This is a genomic window from Halolamina sp. C58 (assembly GCF_051195095.1).
Lineage (GTDB): Archaea > Halobacteriota > Halobacteria > Halobacteriales > Haloferacaceae > Halolamina.
Genome location: NZ_JBNTJY010000002.1, coordinates 173,394 through 197,681, shown reverse-complemented (window position 1 = coordinate 197,681; position 24,288 = coordinate 173,394). Strand labels below are relative to the sequence as shown.

The 24,288-nt window shown below is 70.2% G+C and carries 21 protein-coding genes; 10 read left to right on the top strand and 11 right to left on the bottom strand.

Annotated features, from left to right (window positions below):
• Positions 1-28: 28 nt before the first annotated feature.
• Positions 29-832, bottom strand: a complete 804-nt coding sequence (locus tag ACQUSM_RS11445) for a DUF63 family protein (protein WP_435118686.1) — start codon at positions 830-832, stop codon at positions 29-31.
• A gap of 116 nt (positions 833-948) precedes the next feature.
• On the opposite strand from ACQUSM_RS11445, the gene deoC reads away from it, so the two are divergent.
• A complete protein-coding gene (deoC, locus tag ACQUSM_RS11440) occupies positions 949-1,584 on the top strand; it encodes a deoxyribose-phosphate aldolase (protein WP_435118684.1) in 636 nt (211 codons plus the stop codon).
• Positions 1,585-1,594: 10 nt separating this feature from the next.
• Here the strand turns inward: deoC and ACQUSM_RS11435 are convergent, their stop codons facing one another.
• Positions 1,595-2,773, bottom strand: a complete 1,179-nt coding sequence (locus ACQUSM_RS11435) for a PQQ-binding-like beta-propeller repeat protein (RefSeq protein WP_435118682.1) — start codon at positions 2,771-2,773, stop codon at positions 1,595-1,597.
• Positions 2,774-2,896: 123 nt separating this feature from the next.
• Here ACQUSM_RS11435 and ACQUSM_RS11430 point away from each other — a divergent pair, with 123 nt between their 5' ends.
• Both ACQUSM_RS11430 and ACQUSM_RS11425 read left to right on the top strand, forming a co-directional pair.
• Positions 2,897-4,147 (top strand): tRNA (N(6)-L-threonylcarbamoyladenosine(37)-C(2))-methylthiotransferase, encoded by a 1,251-nt coding sequence (locus ACQUSM_RS11430; RefSeq protein ID WP_435118680.1) that lies wholly within the window; start codon positions 2,897-2,899, stop codon positions 4,145-4,147.
• A 56-nt stretch (positions 4,148-4,203) separates the two neighbouring features.
• On the top strand, positions 4,204-5,118 hold the full coding sequence (locus tag ACQUSM_RS11425; protein WP_435118678.1) for a hypothetical protein: 915 nt from the start codon (positions 4,204-4,206) through the stop codon (positions 5,116-5,118).
• On the opposite strand, the gene ACQUSM_RS11420 is transcribed toward ACQUSM_RS11425, so the two are convergent.
• Both ACQUSM_RS11420 and ACQUSM_RS11415 read right to left on the bottom strand, forming a co-directional pair.
• Complete coding sequence (locus ACQUSM_RS11420; RefSeq protein WP_435118676.1) at positions 5,115-6,527, bottom strand: carotenoid oxygenase family protein; 1,413 nt, start codon at positions 6,525-6,527, stop codon at positions 5,115-5,117. The genes ACQUSM_RS11425 and ACQUSM_RS11420 overlap by 4 nt on opposite strands.
• 39 nt (positions 6,528-6,566) lie before the next feature.
• On the bottom strand, positions 6,567-7,475 hold the full coding sequence (locus ACQUSM_RS11415) for a cation diffusion facilitator family transporter (RefSeq protein WP_435118675.1): 909 nt from the start codon (positions 7,473-7,475) through the stop codon (positions 6,567-6,569).
• 131 nt (positions 7,476-7,606) lie between these two features.
• Between ACQUSM_RS11415 and ACQUSM_RS11410 the strand changes: the two genes are divergently transcribed.
• Positions 7,607-8,950, top strand: a complete 1,344-nt coding sequence (locus tag ACQUSM_RS11410; protein ID WP_435118673.1) for a sodium-dependent transporter — start codon at positions 7,607-7,609, stop codon at positions 8,948-8,950.
• Here ACQUSM_RS11410 and ACQUSM_RS11405 read toward each other — a convergent pair.
• The gene (locus tag ACQUSM_RS11405) at positions 8,947-9,498 is read right to left on the bottom strand and encodes an HIT family protein (protein WP_435118672.1); all 552 of its coding nucleotides are present in this window, start codon (positions 9,496-9,498) and stop codon (positions 8,947-8,949) included. The genes ACQUSM_RS11410 and ACQUSM_RS11405 overlap by 4 nt on opposite strands.
• Positions 9,499-9,581: 83 nt before the next feature.
• Here ACQUSM_RS11405 and ACQUSM_RS11400 point away from each other — a divergent pair, with 83 nt between their 5' ends.
• A complete protein-coding gene (locus ACQUSM_RS11400) occupies positions 9,582-10,241 on the top strand; it encodes an AIM24 family protein (RefSeq protein ID WP_435118670.1) in 660 nt (219 codons plus the stop codon).
• 14 nt (positions 10,242-10,255) lie between these two features.
• On the opposite strand, the gene gdhB is transcribed toward ACQUSM_RS11400, so the two are convergent.
• From gdhB to ACQUSM_RS11385, 3 genes are all read right to left on the bottom strand, one after another.
• Entirely contained in the window at positions 10,256-11,551 is a 1,296-nt protein-coding gene (gene gdhB, locus ACQUSM_RS11395) for a glutamate dehydrogenase GdhB (RefSeq protein ID WP_435118668.1), read from the bottom strand.
• Between the two features lie 2 nt (positions 11,552-11,553).
• Positions 11,554-11,691: a rubrerythrin-like domain-containing protein gene (locus tag ACQUSM_RS11390; RefSeq protein WP_154018277.1), complete on the bottom strand. Its 138-nt coding sequence runs from the start codon at positions 11,689-11,691 to the stop codon at positions 11,554-11,556.
• A 105-nt stretch (positions 11,692-11,796) separates the two neighbouring features.
• Complete coding sequence (locus ACQUSM_RS11385) at positions 11,797-14,643, bottom strand: bacterio-opsin activator domain-containing protein (RefSeq protein WP_435118666.1); 2,847 nt, start codon at positions 14,641-14,643, stop codon at positions 11,797-11,799.
• Between the two features lie 193 nt (positions 14,644-14,836).
• Here ACQUSM_RS11385 and mdh point away from each other — a divergent pair, with 193 nt between their 5' ends.
• The 3 genes from mdh (at position 14,837) to ACQUSM_RS11370 (ending at position 17,190) form a co-directional block, all read left to right on the top strand.
• Entirely contained in the window at positions 14,837-15,751 is a 915-nt protein-coding gene (mdh, locus tag ACQUSM_RS11380) for a malate dehydrogenase (protein ID WP_435118664.1), read from the top strand.
• A gap of 61 nt (positions 15,752-15,812) precedes the next feature.
• Entirely contained in the window at positions 15,813-16,709 is an 897-nt protein-coding gene (locus ACQUSM_RS11375; protein WP_435118662.1) for a CPBP family intramembrane glutamic endopeptidase, read from the top strand.
• A 37-nt stretch (positions 16,710-16,746) separates the two neighbouring features.
• Positions 16,747-17,190 carry an FxLYD domain-containing protein gene (locus tag ACQUSM_RS11370; RefSeq protein ID WP_435118660.1) on the top strand — a complete coding sequence of 148 codons (444 nt, stop codon included), beginning with the start codon at positions 16,747-16,749 and terminating at the stop codon, positions 17,188-17,190.
• 4 nt (positions 17,191-17,194) lie between these two features.
• On the opposite strand, the gene ACQUSM_RS11365 is transcribed toward ACQUSM_RS11370, so the two are convergent.
• The 3 genes from ACQUSM_RS11365 to ACQUSM_RS11355 all read right to left on the bottom strand — a co-directional run bounded on the left by ACQUSM_RS11365 (position 17,195) and on the right by ACQUSM_RS11355 (position 21,472).
• Positions 17,195-18,199, bottom strand: coding sequence for a zinc-binding dehydrogenase (locus ACQUSM_RS11365; protein WP_435118658.1), 1,005 nt, complete (start codon positions 18,197-18,199; stop codon positions 17,195-17,197).
• A 96-nt stretch (positions 18,200-18,295) separates the two neighbouring features.
• Positions 18,296-19,567, bottom strand: a complete 1,272-nt coding sequence (locus ACQUSM_RS11360; protein WP_435118656.1) for a COG1470 family protein — start codon at positions 19,565-19,567, stop codon at positions 18,296-18,298.
• Positions 19,568-19,669: 102 nt separating this feature from the next.
• Positions 19,670-21,472, bottom strand: a complete 1,803-nt coding sequence (locus ACQUSM_RS11355) for an excinuclease ABC subunit C (protein ID WP_435118654.1) — start codon at positions 21,470-21,472, stop codon at positions 19,670-19,672.
• 102 nt (positions 21,473-21,574) lie between these two features.
• Between ACQUSM_RS11355 and ACQUSM_RS11350 the strand changes: the two genes are divergently transcribed.
• Both ACQUSM_RS11350 and ACQUSM_RS11345 read left to right on the top strand, forming a co-directional pair.
• On the top strand, positions 21,575-21,832 hold the full coding sequence (locus tag ACQUSM_RS11350) for a hypothetical protein (protein ID WP_435118652.1): 258 nt from the start codon (positions 21,575-21,577) through the stop codon (positions 21,830-21,832).
• Between the two features lie 237 nt (positions 21,833-22,069).
• Complete coding sequence (locus ACQUSM_RS11345) at positions 22,070-24,217, top strand: dipeptide ABC transporter ATP-binding protein (RefSeq protein ID WP_435118650.1); 2,148 nt, start codon at positions 22,070-22,072, stop codon at positions 24,215-24,217.
• Positions 24,218-24,288 lie beyond the last annotated feature (71 nt).

Below are 24,288 nucleotides of genomic sequence, written 5' to 3'. Positions count from 1 at the left end.
TGTCGCTGTCGGTCGGACAGTCGGGCTGTCAGCCCGTGATCGAGAACAGCAGGAGGTTGTGCGCGCCCGGGCCGAGCCCCACGGCGGCGACGAACGTGAGCAGCAGCCGGCCCTCGCGGGGCGCCTCCCGGACCGACTCCGCCAGCAGCGCCGTGATGCCGGCGGCGAGCGCGAGCTTCACCAGCACGAACAGCCACGCGCTCCCGAGCAGGTCGGCGGTCGGCAGGGTCGCACCGAACTCGATCACCGCCCGCGAGAGCGGCGTGCGCTCGGTCGCGCCGAGCACGTCGATCCCGACCGCGGTCGAGACGCCGTCGAGGCTGTGGGCGACGATCGCCAGCGCGCCCGCGACGCCGGCGTCGTCGATGGCCGGGGCGACCCGGCGGAGGCCGACCCAGACGCCGATCCCGACGGCGACGCCGAGCACGGCCGCGATCGCCGGCCAGACGACACCGACCGTTCCCTCGGCGAGCCCCCAGCGGACGCCGACGACGAGCGCGATCAGGGCGAGCCCGGCGCCGGCGGCGGCGAACGGTCGTTCGTTCCCGTCGTCGGCCTCGACCGCGAGCCAGACTGCGCCGGCGAGCACGGCGGTGGTGACGTACGCCGCAGGGGTGCCCAGCAGCGGGGCGACCGCGTCCGGGACGGCACCGACCACGTCGAGCACGTGGAGCCACGCGCCCGCGAGCATCCACGGCACGAGCGCGAGCACGAGCCGGGCCGACACCGGGGGGTCGCGGCGCCGCAGGCCGACGGCGACGGCGCCGCCCGCGAGCAGCAGCCCGAGCAGGTACGGCAGCGGCGGCAGCGCGAAGCCGGCGGGGAGTACCATGGTTCCCGGGGGGAGCGGTGAGGCGGAAAGGCTTACGGAGCGCTTGCGAGCCCGCCGACGCCCGGCGTCGGCGCGTAGCGGCGGTGTTTTTCACCGCGGCCCACGCAGAGGCGGCTATGAACCGCGACGAGCTCGCCGCCCGCATCGACCACACCGTCCTCGGCCCCGAGACGACGTGGGCCGACACGAAGCGCGTCCTCGACGAGGCTGCGGAGTACGGCATGAACGCCTGCATCCCACCGTGTTACGTGGCCGAGGCCGCCGAGTACGCGCCCGACGTGACGCTGGCGACGGTGATCGGCTTCCCGCACGGACAGAACGCGCCCGCCGCCAAGCGCGAGGAGGCGGTCGTCGCCGACGGCGACGGCGCCGACGAGCTCGACGTGGTGATCAACGTCGGCCGGCTGCGGGCGGGCGAGACCGACGCCGTCGCGGACGAACTGGCCGAGATCGTCGCCGCCACGCCGCTGCCGGTGAAGGTGATCATCGAGACGGCGCTGCTCGGCGACGACGAGAAACACGCCGCCTGCGAGGCCGCCGAGGCCGCGGGCGCCGACATGGTGAAGACCTCGACCGGCTTCGCCGACGGCGGCGCGGAGGTGGCGGACGTGGAACTGATGAGCGAGTACCTCCCCGTCAAAGCCTCCGGCGGCGTCGGGAGCTACGACGAGGCGATGGCGATGTTCGAGGCGGGCGCCGAACGGATCGGCGCGAGTTCGGGCGTCGAGATCGTCGAGGGCGCGCCCCAATAAACCGCCCCCGTTACTCCAACGCGACCAGCCGTTCTTCGCCGTCTCCCCTGTCGCTCACGCCGACGAACAGCGCGCCGTCGGCTGGCGTCACCCCCATCACCGAGGCCTCCTCGCCGACCCCGTATCGGAACCGCTCGGCGTTCACCCGGGCCCCACCGACACCCGTCCCGCCCGAGAGCCGCCGGGCGACGACCGCGCCGTCGGTGCCGGTGTACAGCGTGTCCCCCGCGGCCGCGACGGAGTACGTGTCGTCGCCGAGCTCCCAGCCGAGCGTTCCGTCGCCGGCGTCGAGCCGGTGGATGCCCGAGAGATCGCCGCCGAACACCGCGCCGTCGGCCAGCACGAGGGCCCCGTCCGCGACCGGGCCGTTCTCGGCGTGCCACGCGACTCTGCCGGCATGGGCCGCCGTCCGCAGCTTCAGCACGCCGCCGCCGAACGTCGCGACGAACAGGTCGTTCCCGGTCTGACCGGCGACGGCAGTCACCTTCCCGGGCACCTTCTGCCGCCAGAGCCCGCGACCGTCGTAGAGATTGAACAGTTCGCCGCCGCTCGTGGCTGCGGTGACGCCGGCTATCTGCGCCGCGACCAGATGGGTCACTTCGCCGTACACCGAGGTCCGCCACTCGACGTCGCCGTCCGGGGCGACCCGGAGCACCTCCCCGTACCCGGTTCCGACGTACAGCGCGTCCCACTCGGGGCCCGGGACCGGCGACGCGGTGACCCGGCCGTCGGTCTCGACCCGCCACCGTTCCTCGCCGTCTTCCGTGTCGAGCGCGACGAACCCGGACTCGGTGCCCACGTACGCGGTGCCGTCGTGGACCGCCGGCGAGGGGTAGAAGCTGGCGCCCTCGTCGCTCCCCTCGGGGTAGGTCCACAGCTTCTCGCCGCTCTCGGCGTTGAGCGCTTCGATCCCGGCCCAGGTGGGCTGGAACACCCGCCCGCCGGCGACGATCGGGCGTTCGCGCGGGGTCCCGTCAAGGGGCGTGCTGAAGCGCTCGCCCGGCTCCGACCGGGGGACGGCGGCGTCGGGGACGGACGCCGTGCCGTAGCGGTCGTAGTTCCGGACTGGCCACTCGGTGCTCTCGTCGCTCCCGGGTGAGGGAGCGCCGCCGGATCCGTCGATGCAGCCGGCGAGGCCGCCGGCGACGCCGGTACCGATCGCCGCGAGGAACGCGCGTCTGGAGGGCATCACTCCCCCGATTCCGGGGCCACGCGCAAGAAAGTGCCTCCATCCGTTCCCGGATCGCGACCCGCTGTCGAACGGGCGCGGAACCGTCGGGCTTTTGCGCGCCGCTCGCCCAGTTCCGACAGGATGGCCCGTTACCACATCGAGACGTACGGCTGTACGTCGAACCGGGGTGAGAGTCGGTCGATCGAGAGCGCGCTGCGCGACGCCGGCCACTACCGGGTGGACGGGCCGAAAGAGGCGGACGTGTCGATCCTCAACTCCTGTACGGTCGTCGAGAAGACCGAGCGCAACATGCTCCGCCGCGCCGAAGAACTCGACGAGCAGACGGCGGACCTGATCGTCACCGGCTGCATGGCGCTGGCTCAGAGCGAGGAGTTCGAGCAGGCCGACCTCGACGCGCAGGTGCTCCACTGGGACGACGTGCCCGAGGCGGTCACCAACGGCGAGTGTCCCACGCCGGGCCCGGGCACCGAGCCCGTGCTGGACGGCGTCGTCGGCATCCTCCCCATCGCCCGGGGATGTATGAGCAACTGCTCGTACTGCATCACCAAGCAGGCCACGGGCCGGATCGACTCCCCGAGCGTCGAGGAGAACGTCGAGAAGGCCCGCGCGCTGGTCCACGCCGGCGCGAAGGAAATTCGCGTCACCGGACAGGACACCGGCGTCTACGGCTGGGACGAGGGCGAGCGGAAGCTGCCCGAACTGCTCGATCGCATCTGCGACATCGACGGCGAGTTCCGGGTCCGCGTGGGGATGGCTAACCCCGGCGGCGTCCACGGGATCCGCGAGGAGCTGGCCGAGGTGTACGCCGAGAACGAGAAGCTGTACGACTTCCTCCACGCGCCGGTGCAGTCCGGCAGCGACGACGTGCTCGAAGACATGCGCCGCCAGCACCGCGTCGACAAGTTCGTCGACATCGTGGAGACGTTCGACGACACGCTCGACCACTGGACGCTCTCGACGGACTTCATCGTCGGCTTCCCCACCGAGACCGAGGCCGACCACGAGCAGTCGATGGCGCTGTTCCGGGAGACCCGCCCGGAGAAGGTGAACGTGACGCGGTTCTCCAAGCGCCCCGGGACGGACGCCGCCGAGATGAAGGGGCTCGGCGGGCAGACGAAGAAGGACCGCTCGAAGGCGATGAGCGAGCTCAAGCGGGAGATCGTCGCCGAGGCGTACGAGGAACTCGTCGGCACCACCCGCGAGGTGCTGGTCGTCGAGGAGGGCACCGGCGACTCGGTGAAGTGCCGCGACTCCGCGTACCGGCAGATCGTCGTCCAGAACGCCAGCGAACACGGCCTCGAACCCGGCGACTTCGCCGAGGTCGAGGTCGACAGCCACCAGACGGTGTACGCGTTCGGGACGCCGGTCTGAGTTCGAGCCCTTTCCCCCACAAGGCTTCTTACGCTCGCCGCCCCGATTTTCGCCCGATGCCCTCCAACAGACGAGAGTTCCTCGCCGGGAGCCTCGGCCTCGCCGCGGCGCTCGTGACCGCCGGCTGTATCGGCGATTCGCCGGGGAACACCGACTCACCGACCGACTCCCCCGAATCACCGAACGGGTCCCCGTCCGAAACAGAGGTGCCGCCGCCGGCGTCGACCGAGCGGACCGTCGGGGATGCCACCGTTGCCGTGTTCGATATCGTCGCCGAGAAAGCGGTAACGTACGAGTCGATCATGGGCTCTGGCGGCGTCGTCGCCCCCGACGGGAAGCAGTTCGTCGTCGCCTCGGTCCGCAGCGACACCGAACTCGAGATGGACGCGTTCAGCCTCGACGCGGGCGGCGAGTCGTGGGCGGCGGTCGACCCGGGCGAAGAAGGCGCACAGAACTACGCCGTCGCCGACCACGAAGGCGGAGTCGTCGGCAGCCCGGAGCTCGGCGGGAGCGACGACGCCCGCTACGTCGCGTTCGAGCTCGACTCGCCGCTCGACGCCGAGGAGCCGCGGATCGTCCTCGAACGCGGCGGCGAGTCCGGCGAGTGGGAACTGCCCGAGGAGGCCCGCGAGACGCTCGCGGCGTCGGCGCCGTCGTTCGAACTCGACGCGCTCTCGGTGCCCGACAGCGTCGACCGCGGCGAGACGCTCGACGTGGAACTCACCGCCACCAACACCACCGAGACGCCGGGTCGGTTCCTCGCGGCCGCCTACTGGCCGACACGGATCGCCGACGACGACGAGTCCCACCTGATCGAACAGTCCGTCGACGCCGGCGAGACGGTGATGGCGTCGCTCTCGATCGACACCGGGGACACGCAGACCGACGAGGGGTCGGCGACGTTCCGCCTCTCGGGCCACGTCGACGCCGAGCGGGAGGTCACGGTCGTCGGCGGGACGAGCACCGCCTAACCGTCAGGGAAGTACTCACCGTGGAAGCCGAACGGGACGGCGTGAGGGAGCGGCGCCCGCGCGAGCTCCGTCAGGTCGCCGTCCAGCACCACCAGTAGCGACCGCTCGGCCTCGGCGTCGAGACAGAGCGAGAGCACGACGCCGTCGGCCTCCGCGCCCCCGTCGGGGTGGGGAACGAAGATCGGCTCGCCCGAGTAGACGCCCGGTTCCTCCCAGCGGCGGGCGATCCCGCGCTCGCTCCCCTCCTCGCTCACGTCGACACGAACGAGCGCGTTGCCGCCGTCCATCTCCGTCGACTGCGCGAAGGCGTGCTCGTACTCGCGGGTGTGGACTTCGGGGGAGAACCGCGGCATCTCCACCTCGTCCGCGAGCTGCTCGTGGGTCGCTTCCTCGCCGTCGAGCGGGAGCCGGTAGCGCCGCAGTTCGCCCGACGGGAAGCCAGAATTGCCGCCGCGGAGCGCGCCCATCGAGAGGTCGGTCACCGCGCTGTCGTCGTCGTACGCCACGAGATCGACGACGAGTTCGGTCGTCCCGTCGCGCTCGCGTTCGAACGCGTTGGCGGTGTGGAACGTGAAAAACGCCGGCACTGTCGTCTCGCGAACGAGCTCGCCGGAGTCGCGTCGGAAAATCAGGAAGCGCGTCCCGCGGTCGGGCTCCCAGTCGTAGTTGTCGATGAAGCCGCCGGCCCCGGGTAGCAGGAACTTCGCGGGGCGGGTGACCAGCGGCGGTTCGACTAGCACCGCGTGCTCGGGGGTGAGCGCGAAACTGTGCATGTACGCCGGCTTCTCGACCCGGACGCTCCCCACCCGTTCGCGGCGCGTGGTGCCCTCGGGTATCCGGAAGAGGACGTACACGTTCCGCCGACCGAACTTCGTGAAGTAGCCCCAGTGGGCGCCGCTCTCGGGGTCCCGCCGGAGGTGGGCGGTGACGTGGTGGGCGGTCAGCTCGTCGGCGTAGTCGAGCGTCCCCTTGCTCTCCAGCGTCTCGGGGTCGATCCGGAGCCAGTTCGGCGTCTCCGTCAACGCGACCAGTTCGCCGCCGATCCGGGCGACGTGGACGTTGGCGTTGTCGGTCGCGTCGCCGTCGAGCAGCGACTTCACGCGGCTGAGATAGCCGTCGGTCGAGGAGAACTGCCCGGCGAAGCTGCCGTCCTCGACGGCGGCGCGGTACGCCTCGGTCCGCGGGAAGCGGTTGGTGTACCGCACCGCGCCGTCGTCGAACCGGAACGTGGTGAGGTGGGCGAGCCCGTCGAACCAGTGGTCGGCCTCGGCGTCGCCGACGGTCCAGCGTGCGGGGCCGTTGCGGTAGAGCGATCCGTCGAGCCACGCCGGAACCGTTCCCTCAACCGGGAGATCGCGGTCGCGGACCTCCGCGGTCAGGTCCCGAAACCCCGCCTCGTAGCCGGCCATGGCGGTGCTGGGGCCCGGAACCGAATAAGCGCTCGCCCGTTAGCCGACGCGCTCGTCGCGCCACCGGTCATCCTCCTTCCACTCGCCGAGCTCCTTGGGATCGACGTGGACGAACGCGTCGTCGACCTCGGGCAGGTCGCGGATGGCGTTGATCACCTCGGTCTCGATCTCGTGGGCCTCCCGGACGGTCATGTCGCCCTCGACTTCGATGTGGAGGCTCACGTCGACCTCCGGGCCGACGTAGTGGGCGACCACGTCGTGGGCGCCCTGCACTTCGGGGTGGCCGAGCGCGGCGGCGACGATCTCCTCTCTGAGATCCTCCGGCGGCGCGGCGCCGACGAGGTAGTCGACGTTGTCCCGGACGATGTCGACGCCGGTCAGCAGGATGCCGACGGCGACGACCAGCGCGGCGATGGGGTCGAGCACGGGGTAGCCGACCGCGGCGCCGCCGGCGCCGGCAAGCGCCGCGAGCGCGGTCAGTACGTCGGTGCGGTTGTCCTTCGCCGTCGCGACCAGCGCGGGCGAGCTGTGCTCCTCGCCGGCCCGCAGACAGTAGCGGTACAGCCCGTACTTCGCGACGGCACCGACGCCGAGCACGACCGCCGGCAGCGGCGAGACGGCCGCGTACGACCCAGCGAGCAGCGAGGTGGCGCCCGAGTACGCCACCCCGACGCCGGCGGCGAGCACGCCCGCGGCGACGAACAGCGCGACGAACGGCTCGATCCGCTCGTGGCCGTGGGGGTGTTCGAAGTCCGGCGGCTGGGTGGTGAGGTAGAGCCCCGCGACGACGACCGCGCTGTAGACGGCGTCGGAGGCGCTGTTGACCGCCTCGCTGACGAGCGCGAGGCTCCCCGTCTCCAGCCAGACGCCCGTCTTCAGCAGCGCCAGCGCGAGGTTGGCGGCGAGCACGACGACGCCGACGCGCCGGACAGCCCCCTTTCGGTCCATGCGGCCGGATTCGGGGCGCGCCGGTACTTGAGTTGAGCGGTAACCGTCGATCTGGACATATGTTCGATTTTTGACGTTCGTTTCGAGCCAAACCGACAGAAACTTCTCCGGGATGCCCGGCCTGTGGACACATGGCACAACGAGAGACGTGGACGACGCGTGCGGGGTTCATCCTCGCCGCGGTCGGGAGCGCGGTCGGACTGGGGAACATCTGGCAGTTCCCGTTCAAGACCGCGACGAACGGCGGTGCGGCGTTCGTTCTGGTGTACCTGCTCGCGGCGGTACTGATCGGCCTGCCGACGATCCTCGGCGAGTTCGCGATCGGCCGCCGGGCGAAGATCAACGCGATCGAGGCGTTCGAACGGCTCGACCACCCGGCGTGGACCGTCGTCGGCGGGCTGGGGCTGTTCACGGGGCTGTGGATCCTCTCGTACTACAGCGTCGTCGGCGGCTGGGTGCTCCGCTACGTGATCGGGAGCCTGACCGGCGGCTACTTCGGCGGCCCGGGGGCGTACTTCGGCGCCGTCTCCGTCGGCTGGGAGGCGATCGCGTTCCACGGCGTGTTCATGGCGCTGACCGCGGGGATCGTCGCGTTCGGCGTCGAGGACGGGATCGAGAAGGCGACGAAGCTGATGGTCCCCTCGGTGATCGTGATGCTGCTCGGGCTCGCGGTGTACGCGTTCACGCTCGACGGGAGCGGGCCCGCGTACGGCTACTACCTCTCGCCGGATCTGGGCTACCTCGCGAACAACCTCGGCTCCGTGATCCCGTTCGCGGTGAGTCAGGCGTTCTTCTCGCTGTCGCTGGGGATGGGCGCGATGATCACCTACGCCTCCTACATCGACGAGGACGAGAGCCTGCCCGCCGACGGGGGGCTCGTCGTCGGCCTCAACACCGCGATCGGCGTGCTCGCGGGGCTGGTCGTGATCCCGCTGCTGTTCGTCCAGTTCGGCACGGTGCCGGAGGGCGCCGCCGGCGGCGGCCCCGGGGCGCTGTTCGTCTCGGTCGCACAGGCGTTCACCGACCTCGGGATGGCGGGCCGGGCCGTCGGCGCGCTGTTCTTCTTCGTCGTCCTGATCGCGGCGCTGTCCTCCGCGATCAGCCTGCTCGAGGTCGTCACCTCCTACTGCGTCGACAAGTACGACTGGGACCGGAAGGCGACCGCGTTCGGCTTCGGCGGCGCGCTGTTCCTGCTCGGCACGCTCGCCGCGTGGGACACCGCGTGGCTGGGCTGGTTCGACACGCTGGCGTACAGCGTCCTCCTGCCGGCGTCGGTGCTGCTGGGCGTGATCTTCGTCGGCTGGGTGTACGGGCCGGAGGCGGTCGACGAGATCAAGCAGGGCAGCAGCGCCGACGCGAGCGTCGCCCGCCTCTGGATCTGGTGGCTGCGAACGGTCGTGTTCGTCGGCGTGTTCGTCACGCTGTACCTCGGCGTCACCTCGATCTACGCGTCGCCGGGGCTGCCGTTCCTCTAGTCGAACCGCAGTTCGACCGCGTCCGTTTTTTCGGGATCGTCGACGGCCTCCGGTAGCCCGGTGAACGCGTCGTGGAGCTTGTCGTAGCTGTCTTCGAGCGCCTCGACGATCACCTTGGTGTCCGAGACGATGGGCATGAAGTTGGTGTCGCCGCTCCAGCGCGGGATCAGGTGGGTGTGGAGGTGGTCGTCGATCGAGCCGCCGGCGGCGTCGCCGCCGAGGTTCTCGCCGGCGTTGACGCCGTCCGGGTCGAACGCCGCCCCCAGCGCGTCGATGGCGGCGACCTTCAGCTTCGCGTGGTCCAGTAGCTCCGCGTCCGAGAGGTCGGCCCACTCGCCGGTGTGCTGGTCGGGGATCACCATCACGTGTCCGGGGGCGTAGGGGGCGTTGTTCAGAATGACGAACGAGTGCGCGCCCCGGGCGACGATCCGGCTCTCGCGGTCGGCGTCGCGCTCGGGCAGCACGCAGAACGGGCAGCCGTCGACTTCGTCGTCCTCGGGGTCGCGCTCCACCCAGTCGATCCGCCAGGGGGCGAACAGTTGCTCCATACCCGGGCGTCGGGTGGCCGGGGGTTAGTGGTTCTGGACGCCCGGGATTTTTCACGAATCCCGACACAACGTCGACCGTCCCCATGGAACTGGAGCAGTTCATCGACGCCAACGGCCCCGACAGCGAAGCGAACGGCTTTCAGAAGGAGAACAACCGGCTGCTGAAGATTCCGGTCGACGGGCTCGTCACCGTCAAGGTCGGCACGATGGTCGCCTACACCGGCGATCTGACGTTCACCGGGAAATCGTCCGCGGAGGGCGGGCTCACGGGGCTCGTCAAGGACGCCGTCACCGACGAGGGTACCCCGGTGATGGAGGCGGAGGGAACCGGCTCGCTCTACCTCGCCGATCAGGGGAAGAAGGTCCAGATCCTCTCGCTCGACGCCGGCGAGTCGATCTCGGTCAACGGCACCGACGTGCTCGCCTTCGAGGAGCAGGTCGACTACGAGATCGGCACGATCGGCAGCCTCTCCGGCGCCGCCGCCGGCGGGCTGACGAACGTGTTCCTCTCCGGCCCCGGCGACGTGGCGATCTCCACCCACGGCGACCCGCTGGTGATGTCGCCGCCAGTCACGACCGACCCCGACGCGACCGTCGCGTGGAGTTCGGACCTCTCGCCGTCGATCGGGACGAACAAGATGATCGAGATCGGCCAGCAGTCCGGCGAGTCGATGCAGATGGAGTTCACCGGCGAGTCGGGGTTCGTCGTCGTCCAGCCGTACGAGGAAGGCGGCCAGATGTGAACGCCGGTCGGTAGTTACGGCCAGAGCCCGCGGCTGTCGTGGGCCTCGGCGATCCGCGTGAGCGCGACGATGTAGGCGGCGTCGCGCCAGCTCACGTCGTGTTCTTCGCGGCGGTCGCGCACCGTCTCCCACGCCTCGACCATCTCGGACTCGAGCTCGCGGTGGACGCGGTCGAGCGACCACGCGCGGCGGTTGATGTCCTGCAGCCACTCGAAGTAGCTCACCGTCACCCCGCCGGCGTTGGCGAGGATGTCCGGGATCACGGGGATCCCCCGCTCTTCGAGTATCTCGTCGGCCGTGCTGGTCGTCGGGCCGTTCGCGCCCTCGACGATCACGTCGGCGCGCACGTCGTCGGCGTTCTCGGCGGTGATGACGTTGCCGATGGCGGCGGGGATCAGCACGTCCGCGTCGAGTTCGAGCAGTTCGTCGTTGCCCACTTTCTCGGGTGCGGGGTGGCTGCGCACCGCCTCCGGCTCCTCGTGATGGCTGGGGATCGAACTGGTGTCGAGCCCGTTGGGGTCGTAGATCCCGCCGTTCACGTCGCTGACGGCGACGACGTTCGCGCCCCACTCGTCGAGCAGGCGCGCCGCGTTGGCGCCGACGCTGCCGTACCCCTGGATCGCGACCGAGGTGTCCGACAGCGGCATGTCGTAGTAGTCGGCGGCCTCGCGGGCGACGATCGCGACGCTCCGGCCCGGCGCCTCGTCGCGACCCTCGCTACCGCCGACGACCGGCGGCTTCCCCGTGACGACGCCCGGGGTCGTCTCCCCCTCCTGCATCGAGTAGGCGTCCATCAGCCACGCCATCGTCTGCGGGCTGGTCCCCATGTCGGGCGCGGGGATGTCCTTCTTCGGCCCGATCGCGTCGCGGAGTTCCTCCGCGAACCGGCGGGTGAGCCGCTCTGTCTCGGCCTCGCTCAGCTCTTTGGGGTTGACCGCGATCCCGCCTTTCGCGCCGCCGAAGGGGAGATCCATCACCGCACACTTCCAGGTCATCCACATCCCGAGCCCGACACACTCGTCGCGGGTCACCTCGGGGTGGTAGCGCAGCCCGCCCTTGTGCGGGCCGCGGACGCTGTCGTGCTGGGCGCGGTAGCCCGTGAACACGTCGACGGAGCCGTCGTCGCGCTCGATCGGCACGGTCACCTCGTGGACCTTCTTCGGGTGTTTCAGCCGCTCGATCACGTTCTCGTCGACGTCGACGTGCTGGGCCGCGCTGTGGAGCTGGCGCTTCGCCGTCTCCAGCGCCGACTCGTGTTCTGTCGCCTCGCTACTCTCCCGCTCGGTCGTGTCTTCTGTCGTGGAGCTCACTGTTACTCGAGTCTGGTTCGTCGGTTCCGCATCTCCCCGCCGCAGTCGGGGCAGGTGAGTGGTTGGCTGTCGGTACGGACGATGTTCCCACACGAGAAACACTCGTACGGGATGGGTTCGTCGCGGGTGTCGTCGGTCATGTGATGGCCGGAGGGCGTTCGTCCGCCGCTCCGTCCCGACCGACGGCCTCGACCCGCCAGAGTCTGGCCGTTTACTATTCAACATCGGTTTTCTGTCGTTGTTTACTATGAACCACCCCCATCGGTGGCGTCGTCGAACAGCGTGTCGAACAGTTTTCGCTGAACGGTTCTGACGTGCCGGTAGAACGCCTGCGGCGAAATACGTAGCGTTTCGGCGACGGCCTCCCCGGAGCTCCCCCGCGGCGACTCGAAGTAGCCGCTGTAGTACGCGGTCTGGAGCACCTCGAACTGGCGTTCGGTCAGCCGGTCGAGGAACTCGGCGTAGGGATCGGCGGCGTCGTCGAGCGTCCGTTTCGACCGGAGCTCAACCCCGTCGAGTTCACCGGCGATCAGGGAGGAGACCGACCGGACGTCGACGGTCTCGGGCACGTCGACGGTGAGTGTCGTCCCCGTTGGCGTCGCGGTCGCGCTGTGGAACACCGCGCCGTGGTCGGCGAGTTCGAGCGCGAGGAACTGCTCGGCGAACCGCAGCCGCAGCACGCTCCGCGTCCCCTCGGTGGTGATCCGCTTGATCCCCGAGACGGCGACCAGCTCCGCAGCAGCGGCTTCGACGGCGTCGGCATCGCCGTCCTCGACGGCGACGAACACGTCGTTGCCCTCCATCGTCTGCCTGACGCCCCCCCGGTAGGTGAGCGTGCAGTCGGCCCGTCGTGCCAACTGGGAGAGCACGAAGTTCGGGTCGTCGACGGCGAACTGGAGTCGGGTGCGGGACGGGCTCAACAGCGCGTTCTTGCGCTCGGTCGCGCTGATGGCCGAGGCGACCGTTTCGCCGAGTTCGGCCACGACGGAACGGGTCATTCCGTCGAACGCGTCCCGTTCGTCGGCGTAGACGGTCAACACGCCGTAGGAGAGGTCGTTGTACCGCAGCGGCACGCTCAGACACGACCGGAACTCCCGGGCGAGGGCGTCCTTGCGCCAGGGCTGGCGCAGGTCGTCGGCCACGTCGTCGACGCCCGCGACCTCGCCCGTCGCGGCCGCGCGGCCGGTCGGCTCTCCCCCGGTGCCGACCGGGAACGACCGACTGTCGAGGTACTCCTGCCCGTCGCCAGCCCAGCGTCGCGGCTCGACGGCCTCGACGCTCTCGTCGATCGTTCCGATCCACGCGAACCGGAAGCGATCGTCGGCGGCGAGTCGCTCGCAGACGCCGCGTTCGATCTCCTCGCGCGTCCCCGAGCGGACGAGCGCCTGATCGATCCCGCGGATCGTCTCGTTGATCCGGTTCAGCTGGGCGAGCCGGCTGTTGTGCCGCTGGAGCTCCCGCTCCTGCTGGCGCAGCCGGGACTCCCGCTCGACGCGATCCAGCGCCGCCTCCGCGGTCGCCGCCAGCAGATCCACGAGTTCGACCGTCACCGCGTCGAACGCCCGGGTCTCGTTCGACCCCACGACGAGCACGCCGTGCTCGCCCAGCGGGACGAACGCCGCCTGCCGGAGCTCGCTCGCCGGATCGTCGAACCCCGGGGCGTCGTGGACGTCTTCGAACCGCAGCGTCTCTTCGCGGACGAACGACCGGCTGACGGGGCTGTCAGCGTCGACCGGCACGGTCGGCGGCGGGCCGTGATGCCGCTCGAACGCCGTCGACCAGCTCTCCGGTCGGAGCGCGTTCTCGTCGGCGTCGAACAGGTAGACCGCGCTGGCGTCGACGCCGAACACGTCCGGGGTGTCGTCGACGACGTGGCGGGCGATCCCCGCGGCGGTCTCGGCGTAGAGGAACTCCCGTGCCGTCCCCTGGAGGGTGGTGAGCGCCCGCTCGCGCTGCTTCCGGGTCGTGATGTCCCGGCAGGTGTAGAGGATGCGGCCGTCTTGGATCGAGACCTCCCGGACGTTGACGAGCAGCGTGTGCTCCCGGCCTGCCTTGTCCGTCACCGTACACTCGAGGTTCTTGAGCACGCCCTCGGCGGCCAGCTCCTCGCGGTCGAACAGGTCGTCCCCGAGCAGCTCCTCGATCGGGTGCTCGTTCCGGATCTCCTCGGCGGTGTAGCCGAAGATGAAGTGGACGTTCGGGCAGACGTACTGGTACTCGCCGTCGTCGTCGGTGAGCAACACCGTGTCGGTCATGTACTTCAGCGTCGCCCGGTGAAGCTTCTCCGACCGGCGGAGGTCCCGCTCCAGCCGGACCCGCTCGGAGACGTCCAACCCCTCGACGACCAGCGAGACGACCCGGCCGCGTTCGTCCTCGACGGGGTGGATCGAGAGCTCGATCACCCGTCGGTCCGCGGTGGTCGGATCGCCGACCACTGCCACGTCGCCGAACTCGCCGGCGGCGCCCCGTTCGACGAGCTGTCGAACGTCCCGGGCCGTGGCGTCGCCCCAGTACGGCAGCGTCCAGAACGGCTCGCCGACGATCTGCTCGACCGACGCGTCGGTCATCTCTCGGGCGGTGTGGTTCACTCGGAGCAGCTCCCCGTCGACGTCGAGCACCCACGTCGCCGTTCGGGAGTCCTGAAAGACGGCCTCGAACTGTCTGGCCCGATCGCGCTGGGTGGCGGTGTGTCGCGCCGACCAGAGCGCGCGTTCCAGCCGCTCGAACAGCGTCTCCCACGTCGTTTCGTCCGCCCCGTCGATCGGGACGTAATCGGTGACGCCCGCGGCGATCGCGTCGCTGGCCAGCCGTTCGGAGCCGTCGCGGGCGCCGAGCACCAGCGGGAACGCCGGCGCCTCCTCCTGCATCGTCGCGAGCAGTTCGACGCCGGAGCCGTCGGCCAACTGCTGGGCGCTGAGGACGCAGTCGACCTCGCCGCGTCGGAAGCGATCCAGCGCCGCGTCGGCGCCGGATTCCACGTCGACGCTCGCCGTCGTCCGCCGCCGGAGCTCGTCTGCGAACCCAGTCAGCCACGACGTCTCGCCGACGAGTAGCAGATGACAGCGGTGGAGGATGCTGTCAGCGCTCGGCATCCTGTGGTGGGCTGTGGAGGGTCGATCGACGGTTCCGCGTCCGTGGCATGTTCGGGAACGGTAGCCCGCCGACGGGGATAACCGTTCGGCATCGCCCCGCCGTCCGTTCTCCGAACTCCGCGGCACGCGCGGTGGGAGGCTGATCGCCGCCATCGGTGCGTTTAATCCCGAACTGGCCCAACCCATAGGCGTCATGACGAAAGTCAGCGTCGTCGGTGCGGCAGGAACAGTCGGCGCGGCTGCCGGGTACAACCTCGCGCTCCGAGATATCGTCGACGAGCTCGTCTACGTCGATATCCCCGAGCAGGAGGACGTGACCGTCGGGCAGGCCGCCGACGCCAACCACGGCGTCGCCTACGACTCCAACACGACCGTCCGGCAGGGAACGTACGCCGACACCGCCGGCTCGGACGTGGTCATCATCACCGCCGGCATCCCCCGGGAGCCGGGACAGACCCGGATCGACCTCGCGGGCGACAACGCCCCGATCATGGACGACATCGGCGCCTCGCTCGCCGAGCACAACGACGACTTCGTCACCATCACCACCTCCAACCCCGTCGATCTGCTGAACCGTCACCTGTACGAGACGGGCGACCGCGACCGCTCGAAGGTGATCGGCTTCGGCGGCCGGCTCGACTCCGCCCGGTTCCGCTACGTGCTCTCCGAGCGGTTCGACACGCAGGTGGGCAACGTCGAGGCGACGATCCTCGGCGAGCACGGCGACGCGCAGGTGCCCGTGTTCTCGAAGGTGCGCGTCGACGGCCGCGATCCGGAGTTCACGCCCGAGGAACGCGAGGAGATCCTCGCCGACCTCCAGCAGTCCGCGATGGACGTGATCGAGCGCAAGGGCGCGACCGAGTGGGGGCCCGCGACGGGCGTCGCCCACATGGCCGAGGCGGTGCTCCGCGACACCGGTGAGGTGCTGCCGGGGAGTATCGTGCTCGACGGCGAGTACGGCTACGAGGACACCGCGTTCGGCGTCCCCGTCAAACTCGGCGCGAACGGCGTCGAGGAGGTCGTCGAGTGGGAGCTCTCCGAGTACGAGGCCGACCTGATGGACGAGGCCGCCGAGAAGCTCCGCGACCAGTACGCACAGATCGAGTAGTCGCCGCGGTCGACGTGACAGACGGCCACAATTTTTCTTCCCTCGCGCCGATACGCTCGTCATGGACGGCCGACTCGACACGCCCGAGACGCTCGAACGCCGACGGATCGGCGTCTTCCTCGCCGTCGCGTTCGGCGTCTCCTGGGCGACCGCGCTCGCGCTCTGGCTCACCGGCGGACTCGCCGACAGCCCCGAGATCGCCGAGGGGATCACGCTCGCGGCGGTGCTGCTCCCGACCGCCTACATGTTCGGCCCCGCGGTGGGGAACGTGGCGGCCCGGCTCGCGACCGGGGAGGGGTGGGAGCGCCACCGGCTGCGCCCGGAGTTCGAGGGGACGATGTGGACGTACGCCGCCGCGTGGCTGGCGCCCGCGGTGCTGACCGTCGTCGGCGCCGCGCTTTACTTCGCCGTCTTCCCGGGGCAGTTCGACCCGACGATGGCCGCGTTCCGCGAGCAGGTGGCGAGCATGGGCGTCGGGATGGCCCCGTGGCTGCTCGCCGCGATCCAGATCGTCAGCGCGCTCACGATCGCCCCGCTCGTCAACGGGCTGTTCGCGTTCGGCGAGGAGTTCGGCTGGCGGGCGTACCTGCTGCCGAAACTGGCGCCGCTTGGGAAACGTCGCGCGGTCGTCCTCTCGGGCGTGATCTGGGGGGTCTGGCACTGGCCGCTGGTCGCGATGGGGTACAACTACGGCTTCGACTACCCCGGGTTCCCGTGGACCGGGATGCTCGCGTTCCTCGTCTTCACGGTCGGTGCGGGGACGTTCCTCGCCGCGCTCACGATCCGGGAGGGGAGCGTCTGGCCCGCCAGTATCGGTCACGGCGCGATCAACGCGATCGCGAGCGTCTCGGTACTGTTCGTCGCCGGCCAGCCGAACACGCTGCTCGGGCCGACGCCGGTGGGCGTGCTGGCGGCGCTGCCGTGGCTGCTCGTCGCCGCGTGGTTGCTCCGGCGGTAGTCACAGAAGATATGGTCCGTGGCCCCCAGCGACCCGTATGCGCCGCCGTGCCCTCCTCGCGCGCACCGCCCTCCTGACCACCGCCGCCGGACTGGCCGGCTGCTCCAGCGTCGGCGACGGGAGCGACTCCCCGACCGATTCACCGACCGCCAGTCCGACGCCCACCCCGTCGACGATCCAAACGCCGGAGAGCGGCTCGCTCGCCGTCGTCGAACACACGCTCTCGCGGTCGAACGAGGGGAGCGAGAACGAACTCGTCGCCGTCGAGGCCACGATCGAGAACGGAAGGTCGGAACCGGCCGACGTGACCGCGACCGCCCGCTTCTTCGACGACGAGGGGGCGGTGCTGGACGAGAGCGAGGCGTCGACGACCGATCTCCCGACCGGCGGGCGTTGGTCGGTCGAACTGCTCTACCCGGGGAGCGGCGAAGAGACTCGCGCGGTCGCGGACTACCGGCTCGTGATCGAACGGGCCGACTGAGTCGTCACTCGTTCTCCAGCAGGATCTTCCCGACGAACTCGCCGGACTCCGCCAGCTCGTGGGCCGCGGCCACCTCGTCGAACGCGAACCGCTCGTCGATGTGGGGCGTGATCGCGCCGTCGTCGACCAGCGACGCGATCTCGTCCAGCTCGTCGCCGACGCGTTCCTGCCCCTCGCCGAGCAGCACCGGGAGGATCACCAGCACGACGCCGAGTTCGAGGGAGTTCTGGTGCATCGGCGCGAGCGAGAGCTCCTCGGCGGCGCTGGACTCGGTCGTGACGACGCTGCCGAACGGCCGGACGGCCTCGAACGCGGTCGCGAGGTGACCGTCGCCGACGGGGTCGAACACGGTGTCGAAGCCGGCACCGCCGGTGTACTGTTCGACGTACTCGGCGGTCGTCGTCTCGGTGTAGTCGACGGCCGCGTCGGCACCGAGATCGAGCGCGAGGTCACGCTTCGCGGCGGTCGACCCCGTCGCGACCACGTTCGCGCCGAGCCAGCGGGCGACCTGCACGCCGACGTGGCCGACGCCGCCGCTGGCGCCGTAGACGAGCACGTCGTCGTCGATCCCCACGTCGGCCTTGTCGGTCAGCATCTCCCACGCCGTGAGCGCGACGACGGGCAGCGCCGCTGCGTCGGCGAGCGGGATCGACTCGGGGGCGTCGGCGAACGTGCCCGCGTGGCCGACGGCGTAGTCGGCGAGCGCGCCCTGTCGGCCGGCGCCGCCGGGCATTCCGTACACCTCGTCGCCGGGCTCGAATCGGTCGACGCCCTCGCCGACCGCGTCGACGACGCCGGCCACGTCACAGCCCAGCGTCGCCGGGAACTCGGGGGCGAAGTCGGGGATGTGCCCGGCGCGGATCTTGTAGTCGACGGGATTGACGCTGGACGCGACGACCTCGACGCGGATCTCGCCGGGGCCGGGCTCGGGAACCGGTCGCTCCGTCTCGGTGAAGGCGTCCGGGTCGCCGTACTCCTCGATGACGTGTGCGGTCATCTCCGATGGCATCGCTTCGGGGTTCGGGCCACCGAGGGGAGAGGTCGGCGGTCGCGGCACGCGTGGCTGGCCGGTCGCGATACGTGAAAAATGGGGGAAGCGAGAGGGTTACTCGTCCGACTCTTCGTCGGACTCGTTCTGGGTGATCTCGTACTGGAACCCGATCGTGTTGTCGGGCATGATCTCGGCGGTCCACTCGCCGGCGGCCGGCTCCTCGAGCTCGTAGACGAACTCGGTCTGGCCGCCGTTGGTGGCGTAGGGCCCGTCCTGCTGGGCGCCGCGCTGCGGCGAGGAGCCGAGGTCGACGTAGCCGCTCTGACTGACCTCGACGCGCTCGGCCTCGATGCGCTCGCCGTCGGGCGAGACGAACGTCACGTCGAAGCTCGCTGCCTCGGCGTTCTGCGCGGTGCGGCGGTTCTGGGGGTTCAGCGTCAGCGTGACGTTGTCAGTCCGCTCGGAGACGTCGAACTCGGCCTCGTACGGCTCCTCGGGCTGCTCCCAGACGACGAAGCTCAGGCTGACCTCCTGCCAGTAGTTGTTGTCGTCGCGGCGGTTGGGGTCCTGCAGCCCCAGGTCGAGCGAGGTGTCGTAGCGGCCGCGCTCGGCGTCGGCGTCCGGCGAGATCGTGACCGTCACGGTCGCGGTCTCACCGGGCGCGATCTGGCTCGGCGCGTCGACATCGATCCAGGACTGGTCGACCTGCTGCGGGCAGTGAGTGCCGTAGCAGTGGCCGCGCTGCTCGGCGCGCTCGGGGCTCAGCGGCACCGACTCGTCGCCGGTGTTCTCGATCACGATCTGCTTGCTGATCGAGTCGCCCGCCTCGACCTGCGTGTGGATGTACGTCTCCGAGAGGATGCGGACGGTCGGCTCCTTCCAGACGGTGACGCTCATGTGGGCCGCGTGGATCGGGCGGTCCGGTCGACCGGGCGTCGAGACGGTCTGGTCGGTGAACGCGATCGCGCCGGAGTAGCGCGCGATCTCGGTGTCCTCGGGGACCGAGACGCTCACTTCGTACTCCACTTCCTCGCCCGCGTCGATCGTGTCGGGGCCGTCGATCTCGACCCACGACTCGTTGATCGGGTTACGGTCGGTCGGCGACGTGAACAGGCGGGGGTTCACGTCGACCGCCTCGTCCTCGCCGTTCTCGACGACGACGGTGTACGTGTCGCTCTCCCCGGGCTTGAGGTCGAGGTAGCTGTCCCGGGCGTCGACGTAGAGCCGCGTGTAGTTCCCGTCGCCGTCGTCGGTCTGTTGGGTCGAGACGGCGTCGTTCACTGCGGGGGCCGGTGCGTCGGTCGCGCCGTCGATCGGTGCGACTGCCGCCGCGGCTGGCACGCCGGCCAGCGCGACGAGTAACGTGACGAGTATGACTCGTTTCATGGTTCGGGTACGCCGTCGACTCGCCATGGAGGGCAAGAGCGGCGAACGGGCGGCGGTTCGACGCCGCACGGCAAATAGGTACTGGAGACTGAAACGAGATTTTCATAGCCGGCGGACGATCCGCTCGGCCGTCGTCGGCCCGACGCCGTCCACGTCCAGCAGCGCCGATTCGCCGGCCTCGCGGATCGCGTCGACCGAGCCGAACCGGCGGAGCAGCCGCTTTCTCGTCTCGGGGCCGACCCCCTCCACCTCGTCGAGCGCCGTCGCGACCTCGTCCCGGACGCTCTGGTGGTACTGGACCGCGAAGCGGTGGGCCTCGTCGCGGACGCGCTGGAGCAGGTGGAGGTGGGGCGCGTCGTCGTCGAACCGCTCAACGCCGTCGGGAGTGACGACCAACTCCTCGGACTTCGCCAGCGCGATGCAGGGCACGTCCCAGCCGACCTCGTCGAGGGCGTCCATCGCCGCGCCCAACTGCCCCTCCCCGCCGTCGATCAGCAGCAGGTCCGGGTCGGGGCGGTCGTCCGTCCTGTCGACGGCGCGTTCGGCCCGCCAGCGCACCAGCTCGCGCATGTTGGCGTAGTCGTCGTTGCGGTCGGGCAGCTTCTTCCGGCGGTAGTCGGACTTCTCCGCGCCCCCGCCGACGAAACACACGTCGCTGCCCACGACCGCCTTCCCCTGTGCGTGGCTCACGTCGAACCCCTCGATCCGTTCCGGGCGGGGCACGTCGAGCGCCTGCCCGAGCGCGCCCACGGGGTCGTCGTCGCCGCCGATGCCGCTCCGGGCGTTCTTGAGCGCCAACTCGACGAGCTTCCCCTCCCGCCCCGCGCCGGGGACTGACACGTCGACGCCGGCGGTTTCGAGCCAGTCGAGCACGTCCTCGTCGTCGGGCCGTTCGGAGAGCAGGATCGCGTCGGGCAGCTCCCGCTCGGCGTAGTACTGCGTGAGGAACGCCGAGAGCAGGCTCGCGACGCGGTCCTCGCCCTCGGGGGCGTCGAGCCGGTGGCGCGAGCGGTCGACGAGCTGGCCTGAATCGGCGTGGAGCCGCGCGACGGTCGCGTCGCCGCCCTCGACGACCGCCGCGAGCACGTCGATCTCCCGGCGGTTCCCGGGTGAGGCGACCGCCTCGCCGCCCTCGCCGTGGAACGATTCGACCGCTTCGAGGCGGTCCCGGGCGTTGGCGGCGCGCTCGAACTCCTCGCTCTGAGCGGCTTGCTCCATCTCCCGCCGGAGCGGGTCGGCGAGGATTCCCGTTTCACCCTCGAAGAAGCGAATCGCGCTCGACACGTCCTCGGCGTAGCTCTCGGCGCCGATCGCGTCGACGCAGGGGGCCGAGCAGAGCCCCATCTCGTAGTCGAGGCAGGGTCGGTCGCGGTTCTCGAACTTGTGGTCGGAACAGCCCCGCAGCCCGTACGTCTCTCGGATCGCCTTCACGACGGTCTCGACCTCGCCCTTCCGGGTGTACGGGCCGAACACCGTGGCGGCGTCGTCGGGGTCGCGGGTGATCTCGATCCGGGGGTACTCGTGGTCGGTGAGCTGGACCAGCGGGTAGGACTTGTCGTCCTTCAGCCGGACGTTGTACCGCGGCTGGTGGCGCTTGATCAGGTTCGCCTCGAGCAGCAGCGCCTGCGTCTCGGTGTCCGTGACCGCGGTGTCGATCGCGTCGGCGCGCCCGACCATCTTCCGGATGCGGTCGCTCCGCGGTCCGCTCACGGCTTCGCCGTTCGCGCGGCTCGAGGCGGCTTCGCCGCCTCGGTGGTCCGCGTAGGAGCGCACGCGATCGCGGATGTCGACCGCCTTGCCGACGTACAGCACGGTGTCGGCGTCGCCGCCGCGTTCGAGGAACCGGTAGACGCCCGGCTCCCGGGGGAGGTCGGCGGCGCGCGCTCGAACCTCGCTCGCGTCCATCTATCCGCGGTAGGGTGTCGGCGCGTTTGAGCGTGACGCCCTCGGTGTCGCGGGACGCATCCGACCGTCGGCTACAAGCCGCGCCCACCACAACGCGGTTCCATGACTCGCGTCTGGCTGGTCGACCGCGATGTCGACAGCCGCAACACGGTGACGATGACGTACGCCACCCCGGACGGCGGGCGGGCGTTCACCAGACAGGCCGCGCTGGACCGCCTCGCGACCCGCGACGGCCCCACTGCCGCCGTCGACGTCGAGGACGACCGGCTCGATCCCGTCGACGACCCCGAGATCGCCGAGCGGTACGCGGCCGAAGCCGAGCGTGTGGCCGAAACGCACGACCCCGAAGACGTGCTCTGAGGGGAGTTCTGCGGGCGACAACTGGACCCTGAGGGTTTCGGCTTCGATCCACCGAGAGTACCGGCTGTCGAACCCAGCGTGCGTACTCGGCCGCTCGCTCGAACACCGCCCGCCTCGGTACCCGAGAGTTCTTAACGATGATTCCCTAACGATCCGATCGACAATGGGTCCCAAACGGGGGTCGGTACCTCGAAACACCGCCGCACGGCCTCGGGCAGTCGTCGTGAGGGGTCGGCGGTGACGCTCATCGAGGTCGAGGACTTGGTCGTCCGGTACGACACCGATGACGGCGACCTCCACAGCGTCAACGGGGTGTCGTTCTCGATCGAGGACGGCGTCAACTACGCGCTCTCGGGGGAGTCTGCCTCGGGGAAGACGACGACCGCGAAGGCGATCCTCGGGCTGTTGCCCGACCACGCGGAGGTCGTCTCCGGCGAGGTCCGCTTCCGCGGGGAGGACCTCATGTCGCTCAGCCCCTCCGCACGGCAAGACCTGCTCTGGGAGGAGATCGCGTTCATCCCGCAGACGGCGATCGACGCGCTGGACCCCGTGATGACCGTCGGCGCGCAGGTCCGACAGGCGATCCAGACCCACCGCGAGATGGCCGAGCGGAACGCCCGGCGACGGGTGGCCGAACTGTTCGAGATCGTCGGCCTCGATCCGGACCGTGTCGACGAGTACCCCCACGAGTTCTCGGGCGGGATGCGTCAGCGCGCGGTGATCGCGATGGCGCTGGCGCTCGATCCGGCGCTCATCATCGCCGACGAGCCCACCACGGGGCTGGACGTGATCGTTCAGGACCGGATCATCGACAACATCCTCCAGATACAGGAGGAGACCGACAGCTCGCTCTTGCTGATCACCCACGACCTCAACGTCATCGCGGAGACCTGCGACGAGATGTCGGTGTTCTACGGCGGCACCGTGCTCGAGCAGGGGCGCGTCGACAACGTGCTGATGAACCCCACCAACCCCTACACGATGGGGCTGACGAACGTCAACCCCGCCGTCGGCGACGACAGCGAGGAGCTGATGTCGGTGCCGGGGAAGCCGCCGGATCTGAACGCCGCGCCGGAGGGGTGCGTGTTCGAACCCCGCTGCCCGTTCGCGGACGAGGAGTGCACGAGCACGGTCCCGACGCTCCAGTCCCTCCCCTACCGGGACCAGACGGTCGCCTGCCACAACGCCGAGCAGGCGAGCCGGATGCGTCGCGAGGCGGCCGACCCGTCGACGTGGGGCGGCACCGTCGACGGCACCCGGAGCGCCGACGGCGAGGTGCTGCTCGAAGTCGACGGCCTCGAGAAGCGGTACGAGCGATCGGGGTCGCTGATCGGTCGGCTCCCGGTCGACGGGCCGTCGCTCCCGGTGACGGGGCTGACGGGCAGTCTCAAGCAGTGGTACGAGCAGCGCGGCGAGATCGTCGACGGGGTGCTCGGCGGCGACAAGCCCGACGTCCGCGCGGTCGACGGCGTGTCGATGACGGTGTCCCGCGGCGAGATCCGCGGGGTCGTCGGGGAGTCCGGCTGCGGGAAGACGACGCTGGCGCAGACGCTCGCGCTCCTCGAGGAGCCGACCGGCGGCGGCTTCACGTTCGACGGTCGGTCCCACGAGCACTACGCCGACGGGGAGCTGCAGTCGTTCAGACAGAAGCTCCAGATCGTGTTCCAGAACCCCTACGAGTCGCTGAACCCGCGACTCACCGTCGGGCAGCTGGTCCGGGAGCCGCTGACGATCCACGAACACCGGCTCGACGAGCGGGACGCGGCCGTCCGGGAGACGCTGGAACGCGTCGGGATGGCGCCGGCCGAGAACTACCTCGAGAAGTACCCCAACGAGCTCTCGGGCGGGCAGCGCCAGCGCGTCGCGATCGCGCGGGCGCTCGTCGTCGATCCGGATTTCCTGATCTGCGACGAGCCGGCGTCGATGCTCGACGTCTCGCTCCAGGCGGAGGTGCTGAACCTGCTCCGCGGGCTCGCGAACACCGAGAACATCGGCGTGCTGTACATCTCACACGACCTCGCGAGCCTCGTCCAGATCGCCGACAGCCTCTCGATCATGTACCTCGGCCGGTTCGTCGAACAGGGGCCGGCCGAGCGAGTCCTGAACCGCCCGAAACACCCGTACACGGAGGCGCTACTCGACGCCGTTCCCGAGACGGACCCGCGCGGGTCGCGCCGTCGCGTCTCCCTCGGCGGCCGCACCGCGGACGCGGGCGATCTGCCGGCCGGCTGTCGGTTCGCCCCGCGGTGCCCGAACGCGACCGAGGGGTGCCGGAGCGAGGAGCCCGACGCCGCGGCGTGGGCCGACGGCGACCACACGGCGGCGTGTTTCCACCCCCTCGGCGGGCAGGACGGTCACGACCCCGGGACGGCAGACACCGACTGAGCGACGTTTAAACGAGGATGATCATTGGTCGGGATCGGCGGGAAGTTGAGGCCCCGTCGGGCGAACCCACC